Here is an 18,987-nt window from a genome sequence, read left to right as displayed (position 1 = left end):
GTGAGCCAGAGGGAGTGGATCGAGAAGGACTTCTACAAGGAGCTGGGTGTCTCCTCCGACGCGTCGGCCGACGACATCAAGAAGGCCTACCGCAAGCTGGCGCGGGATCTGCATCCTGACGCCAACCCCGGCGACACCCGGACGGAGGAGCGCTTCAAGGCGGTCAGCGAGGCGTACGCCGTGCTGTCCGATCCGGCCAGGCGCAAGGAGTACGACGAGACCCGGCAGATGTTCGCCTCCGGCGGCTTCGGCGGTGGGTTCCGTCCCGGCGCCGGCAGCGGCGGGTTCTCCGGCGGCACCACCACCTTCGATCTCGGTGACCTGTTCGGTGGCGGCGGCGGTGGGGCCGGTGACGCCGGTCTCGGCGACCTGTTCGGCGGCCTGTTCAACCGGACCGGCGGCGGTGACGCGCGCACCACGTCGCGGCCCCGGCGCGGGTCCGACGTGGACGCCGAGACCACGCTCGACTTCCGCGACGCGGCCCTCGGCGTCACCGTCCCGCTGCGGCTGACCAGCCCTGCGCCGTGCACCACCTGCCACGGCAGTGGCGCCCGACCCGGCACCAGCCCGCGGGTGTGCCCGCGCTGCAACGGAAGTGGCATCGTCTCGCGCAACCAGGGTGCGTTCGGGTTCTCCGAGCCGTGCGACGACTGCCGGGGCACCGGGTCGATCATCGACGAGCCCTGCACGGACTGTCGCGGCAGCGGCATCCAGAACCGCACCCGCACCATCACGGTGCGGATCCCACCCGGGGTCCGGGACGGCCAGCGCATCCGGCTGGCCGGTCAGGGCGAGGCGGGACTGCGCGGCGCCCCGCCCGGTGACCTGTTCGTCACGGTGCACGTGCGCGCCGACAGGGTGTTCGGCCGCGACGGCGACGACCTGACGCTGGTGCTGCCGGTCAGCTACGGCGAGCTGGTGCTCGGCACCACCGTCTCGGTCCCCACCCTGGAGGGCCGGGTCGGGTTGAAGATCCCGGCCGGTACGGCCGACGGGCGCGTGCTGCGGGTACGCGGGCGCGGCGTCCCCAAGCGCGGGGGCGGCGCCGGCGACCTGCTGGTGACCGTCAAGGTGGCCGTGCCCCAGAACCTCGACGACCAGGCGATCGACGCACTGCGGATCTACATGCACGCGGAGCAGGCGAGCGGCTTCGATCCGCGGGCGGGCTGGGCAGGTGCATGATGAGCGAGAACCGCAACCGGCACGATTCGCCGATGGACCCGGACGCCCGGGTCTATGTGATCTCGGTGGCGGCGGAACTGGCCGGCATGCACGCGCAGACGCTGCGCAACTACGACCGGCTCGGCCTCGTCACCCCGCACCGCACGCGGGGCGGCGGGCGCCGCTACTCCCCGCGCGACGTCGCGCTGCTGCGTGAGGTCCAGCGCCTGTCGCAGGACGAGGGCGTGAACCTCGCGGGCATCAAGCGGATCATCGAGCTGACCAATCAGGTCGAGGCCCTGCAGCAGCGGCTGTCCGAGATGGCAGCCGAGATCGCGCAACTGCACGCGTCGCGCCGCGCGCTGGTGCCGGTGCCGCGCAGCAACGCGCTGGTGGTCTGGAAGCCGAAGCACCAGCGCGACAGGTAGGTGCTCGGCCCCTCCGGCCTCGATCACCCAATACCGTTGTGGCCGAATGTCACATCGCGTCGATCAGATCGACACGATGTGACATTCGGCCGTTCAGGACGGTCACGGGCGGTCACGGGCCGTTCAGGCCGGGACGAGCCCGCTGACGTCGGCGAGCAGTTCGAGCGAACGCAGCCACGCCTTGCGCCCGGGCGCCGACGACACCACGATCAACTCGTCGGCCTGCGCGAGCTCGGTGAAGCGGTCGAGGTAGGCACGCGCCTCGGCCGGGGTGCCGACGGCGGTGTACCGCAGCATCTGCAGCACCTGCTGCCCGGCGGGGGCGTCGAGCAGCATCTCGACCTCGTCGTCGGTGAAGGTGCGGCCGCGGCCGAGCATCTGCCGGATGCGCTGTCGCTTGGTGGCCTCGAACAGTGCATTCGCCTCGTCGGTGGTGTCCGCGGCGATCACGCCGACGCCTGCGATGACGTACGGCTCGGCGAGCTGCTCGGACGGCTGGAACTCGCGCCGGTACAGCGCGACGGCGTCCTCGAGCGCCTGCGGCGCGAAGTGCGACGCGAACGCGTACGGAAGGCCGAGCAGCGCGGCGAGTTTCGCCCCGAACAGCGACGAGCCGAGGATGTACAGCGGCACGTCGGTGCCCTTGCCGGGGACGGCGTCGACGCCCGGAATGCGCGACGTGCCGCGCAGGTAGCCCTGCAGCTCGAGCACGTCCTGCGGGAAGCTGTCGGCCGACGACGGGTCGCGGCGCAGCGCCCGCAGGGTGTTCTGGTCACTGCCGGGGGCGCGGCCGAGACCGAGGTCGATGCGGCCGGGATGCAGCGTCTCGAGGGTGCCGAACTGCTCGGCGATGGTCAGCGGCGAGTGGTTGGGCAGCATGATGCCCCCGGCGCCGAGCCGGATCGTGGACGTGTGGGCGGCGACGTGCGCGATCAGCACGCTGGTGGCCGACGAGGCGATGGTCGGCATGTTGTGGTGTTCGGCGTACCAGATGCGGCGGTAGCCCCACCGCTCGGCGCGCTGCGCCATGTCCACGCTCGCGGCGAAGCTGTCGCGCGCGGTTTCGCCGCGGCCGATGTGAGCCAGGTCGAGAATCGATAGTGGTGTGGTCACCTGGATCCTTCGCGTGTCCGGGGCCCGGGTTCGGGATCCGGGCACACGATCGGTCCAACCACACCGGCCGGTCCACTATTCCGTGACGTGCGCCTCGCCGCTCACCGCACCGGGTTCACGTCGGTGGCGGTGCGGGGATCGAGGAGCGTCTCGCCCGCATACCTGCCGAAGCCGCCGCGGTAGAACAACAGCGGTCCGTCGTCGTGCAGCGCGGTCAGCCCCGTCACACGCGCGACGACGATGGTGTGGTCGCCGGCGTCGTGCTCGGCCTCGACGGTGGCCTCGATGCGGGCCAGCGCGCCCGCGATGGCGGGCGCGCCGTTGTCGCCGCGCGTCCAGTCCACGCCGGTGAACTTGTCGCCGCCGCTGACGGCGAACGCCATGCACGTGTCGCGCTGGTCGTGGGCCAGGACGTTGATCGCGAGGGTGCCGATCTCACGGATCTTCGGCCAGGTCCGCGACGTGCGGGCGGGGCAGAACGACACGAGCGGCGGATCCAGGGACACCGACGCGAACGACTGGCACGCGAAACCCAGCGGTTCGCGGCCGTCGTGGCCGGTCACGACGGTGACGCCGGTGCAGAAGTTGCCCAGCACGTCGCGCATCGTCCGGGGATCGAGCACCGTGTGTTCCGCGCTCATAAGGTTCCTCTCGCCGTTCGGTATCTCTCCAGTGTCCGTCATTCCGGCGGCGGGTTGCGACCGGCGTCCGGCGGACCGTGCCGGGGCTTTCAGCGCTGCCGCATGTCCGACGGCGCCCAGTAGGCGCGCATGCTCGTGATCCGGGCCTGGTCGTCGAAGGTCATCACGTCGATCGGCTCGACCTCGTGCACCCGGCCCCCGGTCTCGGTGACGACCCGGAAGTGGAACGCCGCGCACGACCCGGTCACCCGCAGCGCCAGCAGTTCGGTCGCGCGCCGGGAGCCCTCGAGTGCGCGGTAGAACTCGGCGATCGCCGCCCGTCCGGTCCTCGGCGCGGAGCCGACCGGGTCCTCGAGGGTGGCGTCCTCCGCATACAGCGCAGCGATGTCGGCGCCGCTGCCGTCGGCGACGGCCGCCAGATACTCGACGACGGTGGCGCGGATGCGTTCGGCGTGCGTGACGGTGCCGGACGTGGTCATGGCTGCTCCTGTGGGATCGACGGTTCGTCGCGAGACGAGTCGACGCTAGCGGCACCGTGGACCCGGCCGGGGTCGTCGTCCCACGCATCGGGAGGTTGCGGGATCGCGTTTGCGCGCGCTGCGGTGAGCCGGTGGCGACCGCGCCCACGGACGTCCCGGTGGCCGGGAACCCGCCCGCCGGCGTGGTGGAACTGTCCTAGCGTCGTCGGGCATGCGTGCAGTGGGTCGCCTCGGGTCCGAGGCGCGACCCGACCAGGCAGCGACGATGTGAAGGAGAATTCGAATGGCGACGAGTCCCGTACCGGCCGTGACCCCCGCCCACGACACCACCGTGGATCTGCTGGTGATCGGGTCCGGCACCGGTATGGCCGCCGCGCTCACCGCGCGCGAGCTCGGCCTGTCGGCGCTGATCGTGGAAAAGACCCGGTACGTGGGTGGCTCCACCGCCCGCTCCGGCGGCGCGTTCTGGGTGCCCGCCAACCCGGTGCTGCGCGAGGCCGGTTCGGGCGACACCCCCGAGCGGGGCCACACCTACGTGCGGTCGGTGGTCGACGGCTCGGCGCCGGCCGAGCGCGGCGAGGCGTTCGTCGATCACGGCGCCGCGACCGTCGAGATGCTCCGGCGCACCACGCCGATGAAGTTCTTCTGGGCCAAGGGCTACGCCGACTACCACCCGGAGCAGCCGGGCGGCGCCGCCGTCGGACGTACCTGTGAGTGCCGGCCGTTCGACACGTCGGTGCTCGGCGACGAGCGCGGCCGGTTGCGCCCCGGCCTGATGGAGGCGGGGCTGCCGATGCCCACCACCGGTGCCGACTACAAGTGGCTGAACCTCATGATGCGGGTCCCCCTCAAGGGATTCCCGCGCATCTTCCGGCGGCTGGCGCAGGGTGTGGGCGGCCTCGCGCTCGGCCGGCAGTACGTCGCCGGCGGGCAGGCGATCGCCGCGGGCCTGTTCGCGGGGGTGCTGCGGGCCGGGATCCCCGTCTGGACCGAGACGTCGCTGGTGCGGCTGGTCACCGAGGGCGAGCGGGTGACCGGTGCCGTCCTCGAACAGAACGGCCGTGAGGTGACCGTGACCGCCCGTCGCGGTGTGGTCCTCGCGGCCGGCGGGTTCGACCACGACATGGCCATGCGACGGAAGTTCCAGTCCGACAGGCTCGCCGACAACGAAAGCCTCGGCGCCGAAGGCAACACCGGCGACGCGATCAAGGTCGCCCAGGAGGTGGGCGCCGGCCTCGACCTGATGGACCAGGCATGGTGGTTCCCCGCCGTCGCGCCGACGGCCCCGGGCAAGCCGCCGCTGGTGATGCTGGCGGAACGGTCCCTGCCGGGGTCGTTCATCGTGGACCACACGGGCCGCCGGTTCACCAACGAGTCCTCGGACTACATGTCGTTCGGTCAGGTCGTCCTCGAGCGCGAGCGGGCCGGCGACCCGGTCGAATCGATGTGGATCGTCTTCGACCAGAAGTACCGCAACAGTTACCTGTTCGCGGCGGGGCTGTTCCCGCGCCAGCCCATCCCGGGCTCCTGGTACAAGGCGGGCATCGCGCACCGGGCCACGGATCCGGTCGAGCTGGCGCGCTCGATGGGGATACCCGAGGACGCGTTCGCCGAGACCTTCCGCCGGTTCAACGACGACGCCGCGTCGGGAACGGACTCCGAATTCGGTCGTGGGGGAAGCGCATACGACCGCTACTACGGCGATCCGACGGTCGAGCCGAACCCGAACCTGCGGCCGCTGACCGAAGGGCCGCTCTACGCGGTGAAGATGACGCTGAGCGACCTCGGCACGTGCGGTGGCGTGAAGGCCGACGAGCGGGCGCGGGTGCTGCGCGAGGACGGCAGTGTGATCGACGGTCTCTATGCGATCGGCAACACCGCCGCAAACGCGTTCGGCAACACGTACCCGGGTGCGGGGGCGACGATCGGTCAGGGCCTGGTGTTCGGGTACATCGCCGCGCAGGACGCCGCGAAGGCAGCCGTTCCCGCGAACGGATGACTCGGCAATGGCCTTACCGCTCGCATTCGTCGATCACTGCCCGCACCACGGCGGGCAGTGCCGCGGCGGTGGCGGGCGTCAGGCCGACGCCGTAACCGACCTCCGTCACCTCGAGGGTGTAGACCACGACCCGACCCGGGTCGACGCCCAGGATCCGGCTCAGCGCCCACGCCTCGGCGGGGCCGAGGCTGTGCGAGCCGGCGTGTCGCGAGCGGCGGGCGAGACTCGCCTCCCCGATCTCGTGACGCCGGATCGCGCCGGGCGGACCGGTGCCGACGGTGGCGTCGACGACGACCGCCAACCGCGTCCCGGCCCACGCGTCCAGCATTGCCGTCGGCTCGCCGTCGGAGATCAGGACCCGCCATCCGGGCCGGGACCGGCCGACCTCCCGGGCCGCCGCGGGCCCGACGCCGTCGTCGCGGCGGTACTCGTTGCCGACGCCGATCACCACGAAGTTCGTCGCGATCACCCGCGGTCGATCGTGAGGTCGAGGAAGTGTGTGGCACACGAGATGCACGGGTCGTAGTTGCGGATCACCCGTTCGCACAGCGACGTCAGATCGGCATCGGACAGCTCCAGGTGGCCGGCGATCAGCGTGCGCAGATCGTGTTCGACGGCAGCCTGGTTCTGGGAGGTCGGGGGGACGATCACGGCCGAGCGGATCAGTCCGTCGTCGCCGAGCTCGTAACGGTGGTACAGCAGTCCCCGCGGTGCCTCGCTGACACCGTGCCCGGTCGCGGCGCGGGCGGCGACCTCGGTGCCGGGCCGGCCCGGACGCTCGTACCCGGCGATCAGGCGGAGCGCCTCCTCCACCGCATAGACGGTTTCGACGGCGCGAACAACGATGCTGCGAAATGGGTTACGGCACTGCGTCCCCAGTCCCGCCGCGTGTGCCGACTGTTGTGCGGTCTCCGACAGCTGCGCGGAGTTCAGGGTGTATCGGGCCAGGGGTCCGGTCAGGTACCGGCGCCCGTCGAGCCGCGCGTACAGGGCCGTCGAGTGCGGGACCTGGTGTTCGACCACATGGTCCGGGAACTGTGCTGCGGCGAAGGAGGATCCGGTCGACGACCGGATCTGCCCGTCCTCGATGGCGTAGCGGTCGGGCCGGTGCAGGGCGAGCAGGTCGTGATCGAGATCGACCTCGGGAAAGTCGAACCCGGACACCCAGCGGACCGTGTCGAGCGCGTCGTCGAGGGCGCGGCGCAGCCGCTCGGCGAGCGGGGCGAGTTCCGTGCGGGTCGGTGCGCGATAGAAGCCGCCGATCCGCACGTTGACCGGGTGGATGGGCCGTCCGCCGACCTGCTCGAGGATCGCGTTGCCGGTCTTCTTCAGGGCCAGCCCGCGTTCGAGCGCGCTCCGATGACGCTCGGCGAGGGCGATCGCGTCGGGAAGGCCGAGGAAGTCGGGGGCGTGCAGGAAGTAGATGTGCAGCACGTGGCTGGCGATCCACTCGCCGCAGTAGAGCAGGCGGCGCAGGTTCAGCACCGGCTCGTCGAGCTCGACCCCGCAGGCCTGCTCCAGCGCATTGCAGGCGCTGACCTGGTAGGCGACGGGGCAGATCCCGCAGATCCGGGAGGTGATGTCCGGAGGCTCGCGGAAATCCCTTCCCCGCAGGAACGACTCGAAGAACCGGGGCGGCTCGTAGATGTTCAGCTCCGCGCGCTGCACCCGCCCGTCGCGCACCGACACGTTCAGTCTGCCCTCGCCCTCGACGCGGGCGAGAGCACGGACCGTCAGCTCTCTACGGCTCCCGCTCACGGCGGTGCCTCTCGGCGAGCACGGGGGCGCCGACGTTGAACGTCGCGAAGGCGCGGTCGATGTCGTCGTCGCTCATGCCGCACGTGCGCAGCCACCCGGCCAGCGACGCGATGTTGGGGTCGGTCGTCGGCCCGAAACAGCCGTAGCAGCCGCGCGACTGCGCCGGGCACAGGGCGCCGCAGCCGGAGTGGGTCACCGGGCCGAGGCAGGGCGTGCCGTCGGCGACCATCACGCAGGTCAATCCCCGGCGCTTGCATTCGGTGCACACACTGGTGTTCGGGATGTTCGGCCGGCGGCCGGCCAGGAACGCGGTGATCACCTCGAGCAACTGGCGCCGGTCGATCGGGCAGCCGCGCAACTCGAAGTCGACCGGCACGTGCGCCGCGATCGCCGTCGAGGTCGCGAGGGTCTCGATGTACTCCGGGTGGGCGTAGACCATCGAGGTGAACTCGGCGACGTCGGCGAAGTTGCGCAACGCCTGGATGCCGCCGGCGGTTGCGCACGCGCCGATCGTGACGAGGGTCCGGGACCGCTCCCGGACCCGGTGGATGCGCGCGATGTCCGCGGCGGTGGTGATCGAGCCCTCGACCAGCGACAGGTCGTACGGACCGTCGTCGACGGCGCTCGACAGTTCGAGGAAATGGGCGATCTGCACCGCCCCCGACAGCGCGAGCAGTTCGTCCTCGCAGTCCAGCACGGACAGCTGACATCCGTCGCACGACGCGAACTTCCACACCGCGAGCTTCGGCCTGTCCATCACAGCTCCCGTACGTGCAGCAGCGGTCCGGCCACCGCGTAATCCAGCACCGGGCCGTCCCGGCAGAGCAGGATCTCGCCGAGCTGGCAGTGCCCGCACAGCCCGATCCCGCACTGCATGTTCCGTTCCAGCGAGACCCGGATATCCGGGGGCCGTATCCCCTTGCCCAGCAGCACCCGGGCCGAGAACCGCATCATCGCCTCCGGCCCGCACAGCAGGGCCGTCGTCCGCGCGGGATCGAGGTCGAGCCGGCTCAGCGGCTCGGTGACGAATCCGACGGACCCGGACCAGCCCTGGACCGGCTGGTCGATCGTCAGCCGGACCTCCACGCCGCCGTCGGCCCAGTCCTGTAGCTCGCGCCGATACAGGATCTCGGCCGGCCGGCGCGCTCCGACCACGAGCACGACGCGCCGGAAGTCGCCGCGCGCGGCCACCGCGCCGAGAACGGCGGCCCGCACCGCGGCCAACCCCACCCCGCCGGCGACGATCACCAGGTCCCGGCCGGTGCACGACTCGAGGTCCCAGCCCACCCCGAACGGGCCGCGCACGCCGACGATCGCGCCGGGCTCGGCGTCGTGCAGGGCCCGGCTCACCGCACCCACCTTCCGCACGGTGTGGACCAGTTCCCCGGTCGTGTCGGTGGGATCCCCGCTGACCGAGAGCGCGATCTCGCCGACCCCGGGGGCGTAGAGCATCATGAACTGCCCGGGCCGGAACCGCGGTCGCGGCGCCCCCAGCGGGGCCAGCGACAGCGTCACCGCATCGGCGGTCTCGACGGTCCGCGAGCGAACCCGGTGGGCGCTGGGCAGCATCGGCGCGCCCGGCGCCGCTGCGGTGTCGTGCGCGAGGTCACCGAACATCGGGACCCGCATACAGGTCCAGCAGTCGCGCCCGGGTGGCCTGCAACCGCTCCAGGAGGGCCCCGAACAGGGTCCGCATCACCGTGTATCCGAACTCGGCGTCGGCCTCGCTCAGCGCCTGCAGCGCCGCGGCGTCCACCTCCAGAGCCGAGGTCGCAGCGGCCGCGACGGCCCCGTAATGCCAGCGGTAGGGCGGCGTCAGCCACGACCATCCCAGGACGTCACCGTCGACGAACGTGTCGAGGGTGACCTGGCCGCGGCCGGGCACCACCGTGTACAGATCCACCCGGCCCTCCTGGAGCAGCCAGCAACTGCGCGCCTCCCCGCCCTCGTGGAAGACGTGCTCCCCGGCGGCGAAGCGGACCGGGTGGGCGAGCGCGGCGATCCGATCCCGCGCCTCCGGGCCCAGCCCCGCCAGAGCCCGGATGCCGTCGAGCGGTGGGGTCGTCATCGGTGCCCGTCCGGTTCGTCGTCGTGGGTGGCGAGCGCGCCGGTGAGGCGGGCCGCCTCCGCGGTGATGTCGATGCCGACCGGGCACCAGTCGATGCAGCGGCCGCAGCCGACACATCCCGAGCTGCCGAACTGGTCGTGCCAGGTGCCGAGCTTGTGCGAGATCCACTGCCGGTACCGGCTCCGGCCGGACGCCCGGACGTCACCGCCGTGGATGTAGGAGAAGTCCGGTTCGAAACAGGACGCCCAGTGCTGCCACCTGCCGGCGTGCCCGTCGGCGAGGTCGGTGACGTCCTCCGTCGACGTACAGAAGCAGGTGGGGCACACCATCGTGCAGTTTCCGCACGTCAGGCAGCGATCGGCGACATCCTCCCAGACGTCCGCCTCGCGGGCGTCGCGGAGCATCGCCCGCAGGTCGACCTCGGGCATGCTCCGTCCCATCCGGTCGCCGGCCGCCGCCACCGCGTTGCGGGCCCCGGTGGTCTCGTCCGCGGTGGCGTCGCGGTGGGGGAGCAGGTCCAGGATGCGGGCGCCCTCGTCGGTCCCGACGTCCACGAGAAAACGGTGTCCCTGCTCGTCGACGCGTTCGGTCAGGCCCAGGTCGTACCCCGGGCCCGCGGCGGGACCGGTGGCCATCGAGGCGCAGAAGCAGACCTCGCCGGGTTCGGTGCAGTTGACCGCGACGACGAACAGCCCGCGGAACCGTCGCGCGGTGGCCCCGTCGGGATGGGCGCCGCGGGTCAGCACCGTGCCCAGGATGCCGATCGCGGCCAGGTCGCAGCCGCGGACGCCGAGGAACGCGTACCGGGTCTCGTCCGCGGGTGGGGGCCGGTAACTGCCGTCCGGCGCGGTCGACCACAGTTGCTGTCGTGCGGGGTGCAGGAACTGCTTCCACGACTGCGGACCCGCGGAATGGCCGAACACGGCGGTGTCGTCGCGTCGCCGGAGCCGATACCGCCCTGGTGCGGTCGACACGCCCCACCCGTCGGGCAGCTCTCGTCCCGACCCGAGCTCGTCGAGCACGATGGCGTCGTCGCGGACGGTGGGGCCGACGACGCGATATCCCTCGGCCTGCAGCACCTCGATCAGCCGGTCGAGGTGGGCGCGGGACAGGATTGCCGGCGTCGGGGGGTCGGCGTGCGAATCCGCAATACCCATGGCAGCTCCCGTGATTCGAACGGTCACGACCCGGCGCAGCCCTCACTCGTCGCGCTGGTGGCCCCCTCGAGTATCGTCGCGGGCGTACCGCCCGGTCAACCGGCCGGCCGTCGCGGCCCGGTCAGTACGGGTCGAACCGGACGTTCTCGGCGGGGGTCCCGGTCTCGACGAGCGTGTGCAGGGTCGCGCGGACCATCGCCGCGGACCCGCACACGAGCACCTGGTGGTCGCCGAACGCCCCGTAGGAGGTGACCACCTCGTCGAGGCTGCCCTCGAGCAGCTCGTCGGGGTGGAACCCGGGATCGCCGACGTGGGCGACGATGCGGTCGTACCACTCGTCGGGGATCCCGGGGTCGTCGACCGACTCGACCACCGGCACCACGGTCAGCCACGGCAGCGTCTCGGCGAGCAGGATCAGCATGTCGGCGGCGTACAGGTCGCGGGGCGTGCGGCCGCCGACGAACAGGAAGGTCTGGGGCGGGTCCGGCCGGCGCGCGACGTCGAGGATCAGCGCCCTCAGCGGGGCCAGGCCGGTGCCGCCGGCCACCATGATCACGATGCGGCCGGAGTCGTCGACGTGCAGGTTGCCGCCCTGCGGCGCGCCGATCGTCCACACGTCGCCGGGCCGGGTGGCGGTGACGATGCTGCCGCTGACCCAGCCGCCGGGGACGGTACGGACGTGGAACTCGAGCTTGCCGTCGAGCGACGGGGGCAGTGCGGGGGAGAGGCGGCGCGGCAGCCGGGGATGCTGCGGCACGGTGACGTCGACGTACTGCCCGGGCGCGAACGGCACCATCGCGTCGTCGCATTCGAGGCGTACCACCGCGACGTCGTGGCGGAGCCGGTGGTGCTCGACGACGGTCGCCGACCACACCGTGTCGGGGGTGTGCAGGGTCTGTCCGGCCGGCTGCATGGTGTGACTCCCGGTGCTCGAGCGTGAAGGTGGCCCCACTCTAGGTCAGGGCCGCAGCCCCGTCCCGAAATGAAACATGTTCCAATTCTGCCGCCGGAGCGGTTATGGTGACGAAGGGGTGATCCCCGCCACGTCGAGCCGTCACCACGCTGACCATCGAGGAGAAGGACTCTCAATGACCGAGGAGTACGCCGACCTGCATCGGCCCGTGTTCACCGCGGACCTGCTCATCACCGCCCTCGAGCGCAGCGCCGAGAAGCCGGCCCTGTACCTCGGCGACGTGGTGCTCACCGGCGGGGAGATGCGCGACGAGATCAGCCGGTTCGGGCAGGCACTCGCCTCGGTCGGGGTGGGGCAGGGATCGTCGGTGGCGATGCTGTCGAAGAACCGCCCCGAGGTTCTCATCTCGATGGGCGCGACGATGGTCGCCGGCTGCCGCAACAGCGCGCTCAATCCCATGGGTTCGCTGTCGGACCACCTCTACATCGTCGACGACGCCGCCATCGATACCCTCATCTTCGATCCGAACCACTTCGAGGAACGCGCCGCCGAACTGAGGGCACAGGTGCCGACGCTGAAGAACGTCTTCTCCCTCGGCCCGTCGGAGGTCGGCACCGACATCCTCGTCCTGGCCGCACAGTTCACGCCGCAGCGGCTCGTCGCCGCGCCGGTGGCGGCCGAGGACACGTCGAGCATCGTCTACACCGGCGGCACCACCGGCAAACCCAAGGGCGTCATGGGCTCGTTCCGCTCCGGCGCGACGCTCACCCAGATCCAGATGGCCGAATGGCAGTGGCCCGACGAGCCGCGCTTCCTGATCTGCACGCCGCTCTCGCACGCCGGCGCCGCGTTCTTCGTCCCGACGCTGCTGCGCGGCGGATCCCTCTACGTGCTGCCGTATTTCGAGCCGGGCCTGGTGCTCGAGACGATCGAGAAGCACCGCATCAACGCCACCATGCTGGTGCCCACGATGATCTACCTGCTGCTCGACCACCCCGATTTCGACCGCCGCGACCTGTCCAGCCTCGAGACCCTGTTCTACGGCGCGTCGGCGATGTCCCCGGCGCGGCTGCGGGAGGGCATCGAGCGGCTGGGCCCGGTGTTCTTCCAGTTCTACGGGCAGAGCGAATGCGGCATGACCATCTCCGTGCTGCGCAAGGAGGACCACCTCGCCGACGATCCGGAACGCCTCGCCACGTGCGGGCGGCCGGTCCCGTGGCTCGACGTGCGACTGCTCGACGACGACCTGAACGAGGTGCCGCGCGGGGAACTGGGGGAGATCTGCGTACGCGGGCCGCTGGTGATGAAGGGATACCTCGGCAAGCCCGCAGAGACCGCCGAGGCGCTGCGGGGCGGCTGGCTGCACACCGGCGACGTCGCCCGGGCCGACAAGAACGGCTTCCTCACCATCGTCGACCGCAAGAAGGACATGATCGTCACCGGCGGATTCAACGTCTTCCCCCGCGAGATCGAGGACGTCATCTCCGCGCATCCGGCGGTCGCGTCCGTCGCGGTCGTCGGCGTGCCCGACGCCAAGTGGGGCGAGGCCGTCAAGGCCTGCGTGGTGCTGCGCGACGGCCGGTCGGTCCGCGCGGAGGAGCTGATCGAGAGAGTCCGCGCCGCAAAGGGTTCGGTGCACGCACCGAAGTCGGTGGACTTCCTCGACGCGCTGCCGCTCACCCCGTTGGGCAAGCTGGACAAGAAGACTCTGCGTGCGTCGTACAGATAGGCGGAACATTCGTTTCGCAACCGAGGCAGGTTGTGCGGCGGGTAGAAACCGACGTCGGATCCTCACGAACACGGACGTCGAGGCTCTACAACTCGCGGCATCCGTAAGTGTTCCGTCCCTCGGAGCTGCAATGAGTTCGGAAATCGGCCCACCGAACACTGGCGTTCGGTTTCGTTCGGGAGGATATTCGAACGGTGGGGATTGCAGTCCGGTGCCAGGGGTGGATCCGAAATGCCAACGTCGGAAATTTTGAGGGCAAAACTTCGAGTGCCCGCTCAACGTGGGTTGCGGCGAGAAAGGTTGTTGAAACAATGCTATGACGAGTTGACCCCCGTGGTCGTCGTCGTCGGTCCGGCGGGATCAGGGAAATCGACATTGTTGTCCCAGGTCGCCGCGTCGACTGACTCCCCGGTCGGGTGGTATCGGGTGACCGAGGACGACTCGACCGAACATGCCTTCGGTAAATATCTCTGCGCTGCTGCTCGGGAAATGGGCGTTGCTCTCGACCCGGAAACGAATTCGATCGACGCTGTTCTCGGCGAATTGGACAAAATCGGCGACGTCGATGCATTGTTGATCATCGACGATGCTCACGAGATCGCCGATAGTGGCGCCGAAACGGCACTGGGTCGTTTCGTCGCATTGCGCCCTCCTCGTCTACGCATCATCCTCGGAACGCGGCGCACCCTGGAAATCAACTTACCCCGACTCGTTGTGTCGGGCGAGGCTCGCGTGATCGATCAGGACCAGTTGCGATTCCGGTCGTGGGAAGTGGAAGAGCTGTTCGCAACCTTCTACGGCGAGCCACTCTCGCCTGAGCCGGCAGCCAGACTGACGCGCCGGACAGGAGGATGGGCAGCAGGCTTGCAGCTGTTTCATCTCGCCACGTCCAAACTCGCGGACTGCGACCGGCAGCGTGCCGTCGGCCACCTCACGGGGCACTCCAGACTCGTCCGGGCGTACCTCGCCCGTAACGTTCTGGCGGAACTGCCGGCCGATCAGCGATGGTTCATGACGCACACCGCCTCGCTCGAGCTCATGACACCTGCCCTCTGCGACACTCTGCTGGGAATCAGCGACAGCGGACGCATTCTTCAGCAGTTGACCGAACATCAGCTGTTCACCGAGTGCGACGACGTCGGTCGGACCTTCCGGTATCACGAGGTGCTCCGGACATACCTCGAGCTCGCATTGCTGGAAGCCAACGGGGAGAGGGAAACCAAGGCGTGGTACCTACGGACAGCCCGGGTGTTGGAGGAGGCCGGCGAGCACCGACATGCCGCCCACGCCTATGCCAAGGCATCGGACTGGGCGGCGGTCTCGCGACTGGTCCGACACGCAGCCAGCTGCACCGTGCCGATAGGGAACGACGATCCCCTTATTACATGCAGCGAGTGGCAGACCGATCCGTGGCTGGCACTCGCGTTGGCGCGCTTGCGCGTGCGGGAGGGGGCCATCGCCGAAGCCGAACAAGTCTATCGAGCGGCGCGCGAGTTGCTCGACGACCCGGAGTTCGTCGCACGGTGCGAATCCGAGCGGCGCGAACTGCTGGCATGGCTGCCGGGAGCGTCGGTCGACGCGCGACTCCTGCAACACTGGCTCGGGCCCCTGCGGGCCGCATTGCGGGCCCCTAACACTGGGCGCGCCGCAACCGAACCAGGAGCGCCGAAGGCGCGATTCGTAGAGGGGATGTGCGCCCTCAGCGCGGGCGACATCGCCTCGGCCAGAGAGGCAATGGTCGAGGCGCAAGCCGCGGACGAGCCGATTGCCGCGATCTCGTCACGGTTGGTGGTCACGATCGTCGATGCGCTTCGCGGAGCGATGCCAGATCCTGCGGTAGTGAACGATCTGGCGTCGAGATGCTATCGGGAGGGCCTGCTGTGGCTCGAGAGAGTTTGCCGCGGCCTGCAGGAATTGGTGCTCATGCGGGACCTTCCCGCCGAGTGGCGCGCCGACATCTGCGAGGAAATGCTGGTCGAGTGCGAGAAGGTCGACGATCACTGGGGCGCTGGACTGCTGACATTCGGGCTTGCGCTCGTCGCGCTGCACCGACGTGACCCGACGGCGTTCGATCGGTTCGAGGATGCGGCACGCCGCTTCGAGCGCCTGAATGCGCCGGTTCTCGTGGTGTGGAGTCGTGTCCTGGGGCTGAACCCGGCCGCCCCCGACATCGTCGCCCGGTCGAAACAGGCAGCCGCCGCCGCACACGGCGTCGGACTGCACCGAGCCGAGATGATGGCATTGTCGTACGCAACAGGCTACGACAAGAGTCGCTCTCCCACTCTCAAAGAACTTGCGCCAATGACGGCCCATCAGCCGGATCCGATCCGCGGTGCCGTGCTTCCCGCGATCGGGATCTTCTGCTTCGGCGGATACCGACTGGAGGCCTTCGGACAAATCGTCGACCTCACAGGTCTCCGGCCCCAGGCACGGATACTGCTGCATCTCCTGTCGATGACCCCGAACCTCGATTACCACCGGGAGGTGCTCGAAGATGCGCTGTGGCCCGGTGCCGCGCACGAGGTGGCATGCCACCGACTGCAGGTCGCAGTCTCGAGCGTGCGAGGTCTGCTCGGTGAGTACGGGATGACGCTGCAGCGCAGCGACGAGTCGTATCGATTGGCGACGCCCGGGTACGTCTTCTCGGACGTGGTCGAATTCGAACGCGCGTTGTCGAATGCCGCCGCCCGAACCGACCCGGAGGCGGCACGTGACCGGGTGGCATCCCTCGAATACGCGCTCACTCTCTACACCGGCGACCTCCTCCAGGAGGATGGTCCCGCGGAGTTCGTGGCCTCCGAGCGACATCGGCTGCGCAGTGCCGCTGCGAGCGCAGCCGTGGGACTCGCCGAGGACTATGTGGCGCTCGGTGACAGCGTGAAAGCCGACATCGCTGCCCACCGTGCGGTGGACCTGAACCCATATCAGGATCGGCCCTGGTGGATCATGGTCGATATCCGCGAGAAGGCCGGCGACATGAGCGCCGCCGAACATGTACGACTCGACCATCGACGGGTGCAGGAAGAACTCGGTCTCGTCGAGAGTTGATCAAACGGCGCCTCCGGAAATCTCGACTCGGTGCGGAATATGTGCAGGCTTGACCGCCTCGACCAAGGCGTCGAATCGGCGTTCGTCGACCATCCTCGGGTCGGTGACGGTCAGGCGGACGACAAGATGGGGATGGGGACTTCCCGGTGGTGCGACACCGGCCGTCGTGGAACCCACGGTCCCTCCGGACTCCTCGATCTCGGGCTCGAGGTCGAACACGGACGCTACGGCCTCCCTGATCCCGTGCACGGTTCCGAGAACCGCCATCGTCCGGACTCCTGCGGCGATGAGGTCGCGTCGGCGGGATTCGGATTCGTGGCTGTCGAAGGCGAGTCCGATCCAGCCGGCGAGCCAGCCGAGCATGTCCTCCGGCGTGGTGTGTGGGTCCAGGTAGGCACAGAACGAATCGAGGGTCGCCAGTATCGGCGCGAGGACCTCGTCGAATGCGTCGCAGAGCTGTTGTGTGCGCGCATCCTGTCGATACACCGCGGGCATTGTCTCGACGAGTGGTCGCGGGGACGACAGCGCTGCGAGGGTGCCTCTCATGCCGTCATCACCACCTGGTGGTCGTACGAGTAAACGAGCGTGTCCGCGGCCAGCGGCAGGACCGATGCGCGTTCCCCGCGACTGCCCGTGACGGGATCCGCGGGGTACAACCGGATCGACGTGCTGCTCGACATCTCGAAGCCGGGCACCGCACTGATCGCCGCCGCGATCTCACCGTCGCGCACCGCGCGGCCCAGCGGCCAGCCTCGGCCGTCCCGTCCGCCACGCACGGGGTCGAGATAGCGGTACAGGACATCGAGCAGGCCCGATTCGACCTGGGCGGCAGTGAATCCGGGTCCCGGACGCACGTTCACAACGACGACCGTCACGGCCCGATAGACCGGTGGTTCGATGATCAGACGGGTGCCCACGAGCCGGCGTTCGTCGAGATACCGCCGGATTCGCTGGACGGTGTCGTCCGGGGGTTCGAGATCGGCCAGGGCGATGTGTCCCGCATCGTCCGGACGGACGTGGGGAACCAGGAGGACCCGGACCACGCCCGCCTCGGACGCGTCGTTGGACGGAAGACAGTGCACACGCGCGGTCTCCGGCGCGACCTCGCGTGTCAACTCCTCGAAGTCGCGGGCGGTCACCGCGCGCCCGCGGGAGCGCAACAGCAACGGTCCGCGGATCTTGAGTTCCTCCAGGGTTTCCGGGGGTGCACCGCCGATCGCCGGGCCGCGATTCTCGATTCGGGAGATATAGGGCACGCTCGTCTTCAGCACCCGGATCCGTCCGGTCGCGACATTCCCTTCGGCGCCGCCGCCCGTCCGATATGCGGCCATGCGTATCGCCGACGATTTCGCCGGCACCGCACCGTACCGCCGCAGGGTCCCGTCGGCCTGACGCAGGGCGGGACCGAAGGACACCTCGCCGGTGACGGCGTCGACGTGGAACACCTTGTCCTGCGCGGTCGACTCGGCGAAGTGTTCCACGTGATGCCACCGCGACTCCTGACCGGCGTCGACGACCACCATGCTGCATCCCGGCCACCGCAGGACCGGCGTGTGCCGCACCCGAAGGTGCTGGTCGGCAGCGCCGTCGGAGACCCCGAGGAACTCGTCGTGCACCACACGGGCGTGGATGACCGGAGTGGTGCCGCCGATCGTCCGGGCGGTGATCTTCCGGATGCGGGGAGGTTCGGAGTAGGTGCGTTCGCCGCTCTCGGTTTCCCGCAGCCGACAGCGGATCCACGCCCGGCGCACGCCGGCGAACACCGATTCCGTGTGCTCCGGGGGGATGTGCAGGACCACGTCGCCGGGCTTGTTCAGGCCTCCCGTCTGGTCGCGGTCGACTTCGCAGCGCTGCCAGCCGGTGGGGGTCCTGGCCTCCCAGACCCGCGGTGGTCGTCGTGGATCGACACCGATGCCGGAGACCTCGCAGTCGATCCGGAGCAGTACCGCGCAGCGCGGAACGGCATTCGACAAGCCGATCACCAGGGAGTCCCCGGGGCGGGGGACCGGTGAGAAGCATGTGAACCCGGCCGAGCCGCGCATCTCGTTGGTGCGTTCGACCGGTTCCGAGCCGACCAGCTGGACGCCCACCCAGGCGGCGCTGCAGGGAACGATGTCGAGGCGCTCTACCGTCGAGAACACGACCGGTTCGGTGACGTCCGTGCGATCCGTCGCCACCTCGGTCTCCGCGCGCACGACGACCGTCTGCGGTTGCGGTGCGGAGAGCCAGAAGGTGACCGCTCCCTGAGCAACTCCCGGTGGTCGCTGCTCCACGCCGATCAGTTCCAGGAACTTGAGGTAGTTCCGGTCGGGGACGCGATTGAGCCGGTAGATGAGTTGATCGACCATCATCGCGAACGTCTCGATGAGCGTGATGCCGGGATCGGAAATGTTGTGGTCGCTCCATTCGGGGCATCTGTCCTGAACCAGTCGACGTGCATCGTCCACCAGTTGCTGGAAGGTTCGGTCGTCGAGGTTCGGGGCGGGGAGCACG

The 18,987-nt window shown here is 69.7% G+C and carries 17 protein-coding genes; 5 read left to right on the top strand and 12 right to left on the bottom strand.

Features of this window, described 5'->3' with window-relative positions; all coding sequences use genetic code 11:
- The gene (gene dnaJ / locus KZJ41_RS21995; protein WP_251549604.1) at window positions 1-1,182 is read left to right on the top strand and encodes a molecular chaperone DnaJ; all 1,182 of its coding nucleotides are present in this window, start codon (window positions 1-3) and stop codon (window positions 1,180-1,182) included.
- Window positions 1,182-1,589, top strand: coding sequence for a heat shock protein transcriptional repressor HspR (locus KZJ41_RS21990; protein ID WP_006945118.1), 408 nt, complete (start codon window positions 1,182-1,184; stop codon window positions 1,587-1,589). The genes dnaJ and KZJ41_RS21990 overlap by 1 nt, the downstream gene beginning before the upstream one ends.
- A gap of 123 nt (window positions 1,590-1,712) precedes the next feature.
- Here KZJ41_RS21990 and KZJ41_RS21985 read toward each other — a convergent pair whose 3' ends face one another.
- From KZJ41_RS21985 to KZJ41_RS21975, 3 genes are all read right to left on the bottom strand, one after another.
- Window positions 1,713-2,702, bottom strand: coding sequence for an LLM class flavin-dependent oxidoreductase (locus KZJ41_RS21985; protein WP_006945119.1), 990 nt, complete (start codon window positions 2,700-2,702; stop codon window positions 1,713-1,715).
- 101 nt (window positions 2,703-2,803) lie between these two features.
- On the bottom strand, window positions 2,804-3,343 hold the full coding sequence (locus KZJ41_RS21980) for a flavin reductase family protein (RefSeq protein WP_029545566.1): 540 nt from the start codon (window positions 3,341-3,343) through the stop codon (window positions 2,804-2,806).
- An 89-nt stretch (window positions 3,344-3,432) separates the two neighbouring features.
- On the bottom strand, window positions 3,433-3,822 hold the full coding sequence (locus KZJ41_RS21975) for a nuclear transport factor 2 family protein (RefSeq protein ID WP_043796674.1): 390 nt from the start codon (window positions 3,820-3,822) through the stop codon (window positions 3,433-3,435).
- Between the two features lie 283 nt (window positions 3,823-4,105).
- Between KZJ41_RS21975 and KZJ41_RS21970 the strand changes: the two genes are divergently transcribed.
- A complete protein-coding gene (locus KZJ41_RS21970) occupies window positions 4,106-5,821 on the top strand; it encodes a 3-ketosteroid-delta-1-dehydrogenase (RefSeq protein ID WP_043796677.1) in 1,716 nt (571 codons plus the stop codon).
- 13 nt (window positions 5,822-5,834) lie between these two features.
- On the opposite strand, the gene KZJ41_RS21965 is transcribed toward KZJ41_RS21970, so the two are convergent.
- From KZJ41_RS21965 to KZJ41_RS21935, 7 genes are all read right to left on the bottom strand, one after another.
- On the bottom strand, window positions 5,835-6,290 hold the full coding sequence (locus tag KZJ41_RS21965; protein WP_043796679.1) for a hydrogenase maturation protease: 456 nt from the start codon (window positions 6,288-6,290) through the stop codon (window positions 5,835-5,837).
- Window positions 6,287-7,579, bottom strand: coding sequence for a Ni/Fe hydrogenase subunit alpha (locus KZJ41_RS21960; RefSeq protein WP_251549602.1), 1,293 nt, complete (start codon window positions 7,577-7,579; stop codon window positions 6,287-6,289). Before KZJ41_RS21960 ends, KZJ41_RS21965 begins: the two co-directional genes overlap by 4 nt.
- Window positions 7,563-8,336, bottom strand: coding sequence for an oxidoreductase (locus tag KZJ41_RS21955; protein ID WP_251549601.1), 774 nt, complete (start codon window positions 8,334-8,336; stop codon window positions 7,563-7,565). Before KZJ41_RS21955 ends, KZJ41_RS21960 begins: the two co-directional genes overlap by 17 nt.
- Complete coding sequence (locus tag KZJ41_RS21950) at window positions 8,336-9,196, bottom strand: FAD/NAD(P)-binding protein (protein ID WP_006945147.1); 861 nt, start codon at window positions 9,194-9,196, stop codon at window positions 8,336-8,338. Before KZJ41_RS21950 ends, KZJ41_RS21955 begins: the two co-directional genes overlap by 1 nt.
- Window positions 9,186-9,647, bottom strand: coding sequence for a Crp/Fnr family transcriptional regulator (locus KZJ41_RS21945; RefSeq protein WP_251549594.1), 462 nt, complete (start codon window positions 9,645-9,647; stop codon window positions 9,186-9,188). Before KZJ41_RS21945 ends, KZJ41_RS21950 begins: the two co-directional genes overlap by 11 nt.
- The gene (locus KZJ41_RS21940; RefSeq protein WP_006945151.1) at window positions 9,644-10,804 is read right to left on the bottom strand and encodes a 4Fe-4S dicluster domain-containing protein; all 1,161 of its coding nucleotides are present in this window, start codon (window positions 10,802-10,804) and stop codon (window positions 9,644-9,646) included. Before KZJ41_RS21940 ends, KZJ41_RS21945 begins: the two co-directional genes overlap by 4 nt.
- 121 nt (window positions 10,805-10,925) lie before the next feature.
- On the bottom strand, window positions 10,926-11,717 hold the full coding sequence (locus KZJ41_RS21935; protein WP_043796686.1) for an FAD-binding oxidoreductase: 792 nt from the start codon (window positions 11,715-11,717) through the stop codon (window positions 10,926-10,928).
- 175 nt (window positions 11,718-11,892) lie between these two features.
- Here KZJ41_RS21935 and KZJ41_RS21930 point away from each other — a divergent pair, with 175 nt between their 5' ends.
- Complete coding sequence (locus tag KZJ41_RS21930) at window positions 11,893-13,446, top strand: AMP-binding protein (RefSeq protein ID WP_251549590.1); 1,554 nt, start codon at window positions 11,893-11,895, stop codon at window positions 13,444-13,446.
- A 231-nt stretch (window positions 13,447-13,677) separates the two neighbouring features.
- Window positions 13,678-16,494 (top strand): AAA family ATPase, encoded by a 2,817-nt coding sequence (locus KZJ41_RS21925; protein WP_338021021.1) that lies wholly within the window; start codon window positions 13,678-13,680, stop codon window positions 16,492-16,494.
- Here KZJ41_RS21925 and KZJ41_RS21920 read toward each other — a convergent pair whose 3' ends face one another.
- Window positions 16,495-17,040: a phage tail protein gene (locus tag KZJ41_RS21920; RefSeq protein WP_161996956.1), complete on the bottom strand. Its 546-nt coding sequence runs from the start codon at window positions 17,038-17,040 to the stop codon at window positions 16,495-16,497.
- Window positions 17,037-18,986, bottom strand: a complete 1,950-nt coding sequence (locus tag KZJ41_RS21915; protein WP_161996957.1) for a putative baseplate assembly protein — start codon at window positions 18,984-18,986, stop codon at window positions 17,037-17,039. Before KZJ41_RS21915 ends, KZJ41_RS21920 begins: the two co-directional genes overlap by 4 nt.
- Between the last annotated feature and the right edge of the window lies 1 nt (window position 18,987).

Origin of the sequence: Rhodococcus sp. 11-3, from assembly GCF_023704055.1 — a bacterium.
Taxonomy (GTDB): domain Bacteria; phylum Actinomycetota; class Actinomycetes; order Mycobacteriales; family Mycobacteriaceae; genus Rhodococcus; species Rhodococcus aetherivorans.
Note: the sequence above shows the minus strand (reverse complement) of the source record. Positions and strands in the feature narration are given on the sequence as shown.

Excerpts from the sequence above, each read along its gene's own strand:
- KZJ41_RS21975 (WP_043796674.1), bottom strand. The coding sequence starts at position 3,822 with ATGACCACGTCCGGCACCGTCACGCACGCCGAACGCATCCGCGCCACC.
- KZJ41_RS21990 (WP_006945118.1), top strand. The coding sequence starts at position 1,182 with ATGAGCGAGAACCGCAACCGGCACGATTCGCCGATGGACCCGGACGCC.
- KZJ41_RS21950 (WP_006945147.1), bottom strand. The coding sequence starts at position 9,196 with ATGTTCGGTGACCTCGCGCACGACACCGCAGCGGCGCCGGGCGCGCCG.
- KZJ41_RS21945 (WP_251549594.1), bottom strand. The coding sequence starts at position 9,647 with ATGACGACCCCACCGCTCGACGGCATCCGGGCTCTGGCGGGGCTGGGC.
- KZJ41_RS21925 (WP_338021021.1), top strand. The coding sequence starts at position 13,678 with ATGCCAACGTCGGAAATTTTGAGGGCAAAACTTCGAGTGCCCGCTCAA.
- KZJ41_RS21930 (WP_251549590.1), top strand. The coding sequence starts at position 11,893 with ATGACCGAGGAGTACGCCGACCTGCATCGGCCCGTGTTCACCGCGGAC.
- KZJ41_RS21980 (WP_029545566.1), bottom strand. The coding sequence starts at position 3,343 with ATGAGCGCGGAACACACGGTGCTCGATCCCCGGACGATGCGCGACGTG.
- KZJ41_RS21920 (WP_161996956.1), bottom strand. The coding sequence starts at position 17,040 with ATGAGAGGCACCCTCGCAGCGCTGTCGTCCCCGCGACCACTCGTCGAG.
- KZJ41_RS21940 (WP_006945151.1), bottom strand. The coding sequence starts at position 10,804 with ATGGGTATTGCGGATTCGCACGCCGACCCCCCGACGCCGGCAATCCTG.
- KZJ41_RS21955 (WP_251549601.1), bottom strand. The coding sequence starts at position 8,336 with ATGGACAGGCCGAAGCTCGCGGTGTGGAAGTTCGCGTCGTGCGACGGA.
- KZJ41_RS21970 (WP_043796677.1), top strand. The coding sequence starts at position 4,106 with ATGGCGACGAGTCCCGTACCGGCCGTGACCCCCGCCCACGACACCACC.
- KZJ41_RS21935 (WP_043796686.1), bottom strand. The coding sequence starts at position 11,717 with ATGCAGCCGGCCGGACAGACCCTGCACACCCCCGACACGGTGTGGTCG.